The sequence below is a fragment of the Chamaesiphon sp. VAR_48_metabat_403 genome (assembly GCF_031422475.1).
Taxonomy (GTDB): Bacteria; Cyanobacteriota; Cyanobacteriia; order Cyanobacteriales; family Chamaesiphonaceae; genus Chamaesiphon.
This window is the reverse complement of sequence record NZ_JANPLS010000501.1, coordinates 1-5,957: the sequence shown is the minus strand read 5'-3', so window position 1 is coordinate 5,957 and position 5,957 is coordinate 1. Positions and strand designations below refer to the sequence as shown.

Genomic DNA, 5,957 nt, shown 5'->3' with positions numbered 1-5,957 from the left:
GTCTAGCCGACTTGTGTGTACACCGTAGCTTTCCAAGGGGGTTGGGGGATTTACACCTCGAAACGAAGTCCAATCGACTTGTGTACACACCGTAGCCTTAGAAAGGGGGGTTGGGGGGGTAAACCAGTCAAATTGGTAAGCTGTTCCTGAAGAAGAAACTGACTTTACTCTCGATTATTCAAGATTTGCAACACATTACCAGTTCCACCCGCAGTAGACTCACAAGGATTGGCGGAGACAGAACTAGCATTACCAGCCGAGCGAATTGGCTCAGTAGTGAGATTAGCCGCTACAGTAGTAGAGCTAGGAGTGCAATTATCTTTCGATGTCTTAGGTCTTGAAGCTTGTGTATCGGTGTTTGATGTTTGCCCACCATCTGTATTGTCAACTGGTGGTTTCGGCTGACGAGCGACAGATGTGACCCCAAATCCGGTAGCGGGATTGTCATTTTGGTCTCTAAATGCCCTGTCTTGGAAGACAACTCGAAAGGGTGAATTGAAATTACGAGAGATAATCGCGCCGACAGTACCACTTGCATCTTCAGAGAAAGTAAATGGTTGAGTGAGATTTACTTTTAATGAAACTGCTTGTTTTGGATCTGATTGGCCTCCGTTGGGATCGGGTACGATAGCACCTCCCACCGCAAATGATGTTCCTTGGTGTTTAATATTGATTTTGCCACTTAGCAGTGGCGAAGTGTTATCTACACCCTCCGCTGCACTTGCAATACTTACGGTATTATCTGGACTGACGTTACTTACCGTGGGAATAAATCCGACAACTCGAAACAAACCGCCAGCGTCAACCGTAATATCCCCACCTGGAGTAGCACTAGTATCGATGCCATTAACGATAATATCCCCAGATTGAGTACTCAGAAATAAGTTACCGCCAGCCGTAGTGAGGGTTTTGGTGATAATCTCGCCACTAGAGATCGATCGATTAGCAATTAATGGATTATCGCTAACGAGTTTGACTACACCATTTTCGAGTTTGACTCCGACTGCTTCGGTTTTGAGATTATTATCGCTACCTGTCAAAAGTTTGGCAAGCGTTACGCGGGCAGAAGTTGAGTTAATGGCATCGATATTTGTCTTGTCGGCGATCGGTAAATCTAAACTCAGAATACTACCATCAGCCTTAATCTGGACGTATTTGCCGCTGGGAGCGGTTGCGATCGAGATCTTTCCACCATTAGTCTTAATATCGCCAGTACTAATAACTGTCCCACCAACTAAAGTAATACTCTGTCCGGCTTTAGTTGTCAGATTAGCAGCATTGAAAATACTCCCTGGTGTATTGGTAAATGCAAAATCGATCGGTTGAGTCGGATCGATCGCGGGATAATTAGTACCACCCAACGCATTAAACCACTCCCCATTTCCAAACCGGATCGCTCTGGCGGTTGTGGCGGTAAAAGCACCATTGATATCTAATCTAGCCGCGTTCCCAAATATCATCCCGGCGGGATTTAGTAAATACAAATTCACCGTACTGGCGGTACTGCCACCATTTACTTGAATCGTGCCATTAATAGTCGAAGGTTGTCCGCTATTTATCCGACCGAGGATATTTTGAATCCCTGGATCGGATTTAAAATTGGCGGTTTGACCGTTATCAATATTGAATGTTGTAAAGTTATGGAATAAATTAGTCCCCGATGGCTTGCCGCCATTAATATCGGTGGTGTTAGCTGCTGCCCCTGGATCGAGTCTAGTAATATTGCTCTCAGGTACAATTTGTGCCGATCCAGGGATGGCTAGTCCCCAGCACACTCCTAAAATTGCCATTAGAGATCCGATCGCAAATCTCGCGCTAGAAGCCGCATTGAACGTAAATATTGGCTGGAGTCGGACTGGGATAATTGCCATGACTGATAAACCTATCTATGGGTTAGTTTCTGTTATTTAAAATCTGTAAAATGCTACTAGCACTACCTGTAATTGTCTGACAAGGATCTCCTGTATTCGGACTAGAAGTACCCGCAGCGCGAGTCGGATCGGTCGTTGGATTGGCTGCTACGGAAGTGGAGTTAGGCGTACAATCCTGTTTTGATTTTTGTCTTGATGCCTGTAAGTCTGGATTACTTGTTTTTCCACCTGTTCCGCCACCGTCTGTTCCGCCACCATCTGTTCCGCCACCATCTGTTCCGCCGCCACCTGTTCCAGTAGCAACACGGGTAGGAGAACTAGTTTTAAATAATTCAGAGTCTTTCAATGTATCATCTGTGAAAACAACTCTAGTAGGTTGATTACCAGGAATGTTAAATTGACTTACAATCTCGCCGCTAGTACCACTGATACCATCAGGAAAATTTTCGCCGACATTTGTATCAAAGGGTGTACCACTAGAGGTAATCTTGATACCACTCCCGCTATTTATTCTGATGCTAGCAAAAACAAGAACTTCGTCCTTGTTTTTTAGCTTGTTAAGTTCTAGTGTTTCGACGGCGCGAAACAATCCTGATGCATTCACATCAAGACTTGTGACATCGATAAAACCAACTATAATATCTCCTTTATCAGCATATAATGTTAGATTACCAGCACTGATATTTTTCGTTATAATATCTCCGGTGGAGATCGGTCGATTTTGAATCGCTTTATTCTCACTGACGAGTTTTACCACGCCATTATCAATTTTGACTCCGTTTGCTTCAGCTCTCAAATTGCCATCAGTACCTGTCAAGAGTGCCGGGAGTAACGGCGGTGTGAATGCTCTAGCCTCAGCAGGAATATTGCTGGCATTGCCTGGTAAAGCGATCGGTACATCCAGACTCAGAACATTATTATCACTTTTAATCTTTACATACTGACCGCTCTGAACGGTCGAGATCGATATATCTCCGCCACCAGTCCTAATATCGCCAGTCATAATTACCGTCCCACCAACTAAAGTAACGCTCTTTACAAGTTTGATTTCGAGAGGATTAAATGAAGCCAATGAATTGAATGTAGCTGCACTAAAAATACTGCCTGGTGTATTGGTAAAAGCGAAACCTTCTGGAGTGCCAGTTAGCCCAGCATAGTTATTCATACCTGCCGCATTGAACCAATTACCATTGCCAAAACCGATGGCGTTAGCCGTCGTGGCTGTAAATGTACCGTTGACATTTAAGCTGGCATTCTGACCAAATATCATCCCGGCAGGATTCATCAAATACAGATTAACTCCAGCAGCATTTCCACCAGTGACTTGAATTTTACCATCGACGATCGAAGGTTGATTGCCATTTACTCGCCCCAGGATATTCGTCACCGTCGCGCCGGGTTGGAAATTGGCGATTTCGTTCGTTTGCAGTCCAAATGTCCCGAAGCTGTGGAATAAATTAGTGCCAGATGGTGTGCCACCTGTGATGTTAAATGTATTTCCACTTTTGTTGACGCTGGTGCCATCTCCGCCTGGTGTAACTTGTGCCGATGCAGGGATGGTAAACCCAGCGCACACTCCGATTGTAAAGATCGATCGAACGAACAATTTAGCGGTGGAAGCTGTCGCAATATTGCCGATCGATATTTGGTGCTGAGGATCCAATTTGGAATTATTCATCATCGAGCGATCTCCGATAGTAAGTTTTAGATATTAGGAGTAATTGCAAATTCTTACAAGACTAGATTTTAAACCGATCTGGCTTACGGTAAAAAAACATACCAGAGATTGGCACTAGTCCAGGAACAACGAAATTATAGCTTTTGTGACAAGTATACCCAGTAAATTAGCTTCTTTAACTTTCCCGCCTTTCCATTTGTATTGGCAACCAATACAAATGACACTAAAAAGGTGTTTTCGTCAATTAGACCAAAGTCTAGAAAACATGTCTTAATCCCCTATTGTTATGAGCTTTAGCTATTTAATCTGCCGATCGATCTCGATTTGTATTTGCAGTTTGTTACAATTTGGCTCGGCTTTAGTCAAAGCCAAAATATCATTATAACTCTTGCAAATGGACATTCAAAGCTTAGATGGACTGCTGAAGCTAGGTTTTAATATCGATCGACATTTTAGATAAGGTTATACTCCGATCGAATCGGAGTCCGATCCGTCGATCGTTCATGCCTAAGCATAATACTAATCAGCATTGATTACATGCTAATATCACTGATGAAATATTAATTTTTTATATACGTGTTTAAAACAATCTTCTTGCCGTTACTACTGGGCTTTGGTACTTTTTATCAAACACTAATGGTATCGACTGCTACGGCGCAAACGCCCCCAATTCAAAATCTCCCGCCCCAAAATCCTAATTCAGATCGATTTCCCCAACAGATTCCCAAACCAGAACCTCTGCCTAGTACCAAGCCAGAGCTAAAACCGACTCCTGCACCCACGCCAAGTACAGTACCATCATCGGTGATGATTCCCGTCCAGAAAATTGAGGTGGTGGGGGCGACGATCCTCAAACCGAGCGAAATTCAGCGGATTACTAAACCCATTGAAGGCAAGTCGGTAACGTTGGCGGAGCTGCAAGGCGTTGCTAATGCAATTACCCAGCTTTATCTCGATCGGGGGTATATTACCTCTAGGGCGATTGTCACTCAGCAAGAGATCGTCAATGGGTTGGTAAAAATTCAGGTAATTGAAGGCTCGATCGAAAAAGTTGAGATTCAAGGACTGGAACGGCTTAAATCGGCTTATGTGCGCGATCGATTACAAAATGGAATTAATAAACCATTCAGTCAATATGCCCTCGAAGACCAGTTAAGACTGCTCAAAAGCGATCCCCTCCTTACTGAGTTAGAAGCCAGTCTCAGACCGGGTACGGGTGCAGGGCAGAGCATTCTGACGGTGCGACTCAAAGAAGCTAATGGCTTAAACGGATTTGTCGGGGTCGATAATTATTCATCGACTAGTACTGGTGCGGAGCGATTTGGTGGTGTTGTCGGCTATCGGAATGTGACTGGTTTGGGCGACGAAGTGAGTGCATCTTACTTTCGATCGTTTCAAGGCGGCTCGAATGCGTTCGATTTTAATTACCGTCTCCCCGTCAATGGGATGAATGGTACCGTGCAGCTTCGCTACGCCCCCAATCGCAGTAGAATTACCGACCCACAATTTGCGGGAATTGGCATTCGCAGCGACAGCGATTTGTATGAAATTAGCTATCGCCAACCATTAATTAGATCTACTCGCGAAGAATTTGCCTTGTCTTTAGGATTAGCATTTCAAGATGGACAAATCTTAATTGAAAATCAGCCCGCACAGCCGATTGGTGCCTCTGATGCCAATGGCAATAGTCGCACCCGCGTACTCAAATTCGGGCAAGATTATCTCAGCCGCGACGAGCGCGGTGCCTGGGCATTTCGTTCTCAATTAAATTTCGGATTGAATATTGGTAATGCCACTATTAATGCCAGTCCGATTCCTAGCGGACAGTTTTTTAGTTGGGTGGGACAAGTCCAACGAGCGCAACAATTAAGCCCCAATCATCTATTAATCGCCCAAGCAGATTTACAATTAAGTCCCAATAGTTTGCTGCCCTTTCAACAATTTATTATCGGTGGCGGTCAAAGTATTAGAGGCTACAGTCAAAATGCTCGATCGGGCGATAATGGCTTTCGCGTATCTGTAGAAGATCGGATTGCGTTGCAAAAAGATCGATCGGGTGCCTCTATATTGCAATTAGCACCGTTTATCGATGCGGGAACGGTTTGGAATCGTAGCGATAATCCCAATAATAATAGTCTGCCCAGTCAAAGATTTTTGTCTAGTATTGGTGTCGGAGCTATTTATCAACCCTCGCCACAATTTAGCGTGCGAGTCGATTATGCGGTACCGCTTTTAAATTTAAATCAGGCAAATGAAAGTGCGAGAAATCAATCATTCACTTTCAGCACTGGTTATAGTTTTTAAGAGCATGAATGGAAAGTTATTTGAGTTGCTGCGTAGATCCTTACCCCACCCCAGCCCTCCCCTTATAAAGGCTAACGTGTATACACAAGTTTGGATAAAAGCGA

Annotated in this window: 3 protein-coding genes; 1 reads left to right on the top strand and 2 read right to left on the bottom strand. The window is 44.1% G+C overall.

Features of this window, described 5'->3' with window-relative positions; genetic code table 11:
- Nucleotides 1–164: 164 nt before the first annotated feature.
- Together RMO79_RS23540 and RMO79_RS23535 are read right to left on the bottom strand one after the other, a co-directional pair.
- Entirely contained in the window at nt 165–1,871 is a 1,707-nt protein-coding gene (locus RMO79_RS23540; protein WP_310485702.1) for a filamentous hemagglutinin N-terminal domain-containing protein, read from the bottom strand.
- 22 nt (nt 1,872–1,893) lie between these two features.
- Nucleotides 1,894–3,552 (bottom strand): filamentous hemagglutinin N-terminal domain-containing protein, encoded by a 1,659-nt coding sequence (locus tag RMO79_RS23535; protein WP_310485701.1) that lies wholly within the window; start codon nt 3,550–3,552, stop codon nt 1,894–1,896.
- 573 nt (nt 3,553–4,125) lie between these two features.
- Here RMO79_RS23535 and RMO79_RS23530 point away from each other — a divergent pair.
- Nucleotides 4,126–5,853 (top strand): ShlB/FhaC/HecB family hemolysin secretion/activation protein, encoded by a 1,728-nt coding sequence (locus tag RMO79_RS23530; protein WP_310485700.1) that lies wholly within the window; start codon nt 4,126–4,128, stop codon nt 5,851–5,853.
- The last annotated feature ends 104 nt before the right edge of the window (nt 5,854–5,957 follow it).

Coding starts and splice junctions, on each gene's coding strand:
- RMO79_RS23540 (WP_310485702.1), bottom strand. CDS start 1,871: ATGGCAATTATCCCAGTCCGACTCCAGCCAATATTTACGTTCAATGCG.
- RMO79_RS23535 (WP_310485701.1), bottom strand. CDS start 3,552: ATGATGAATAATTCCAAATTGGATCCTCAGCACCAAATATCGATCGGC.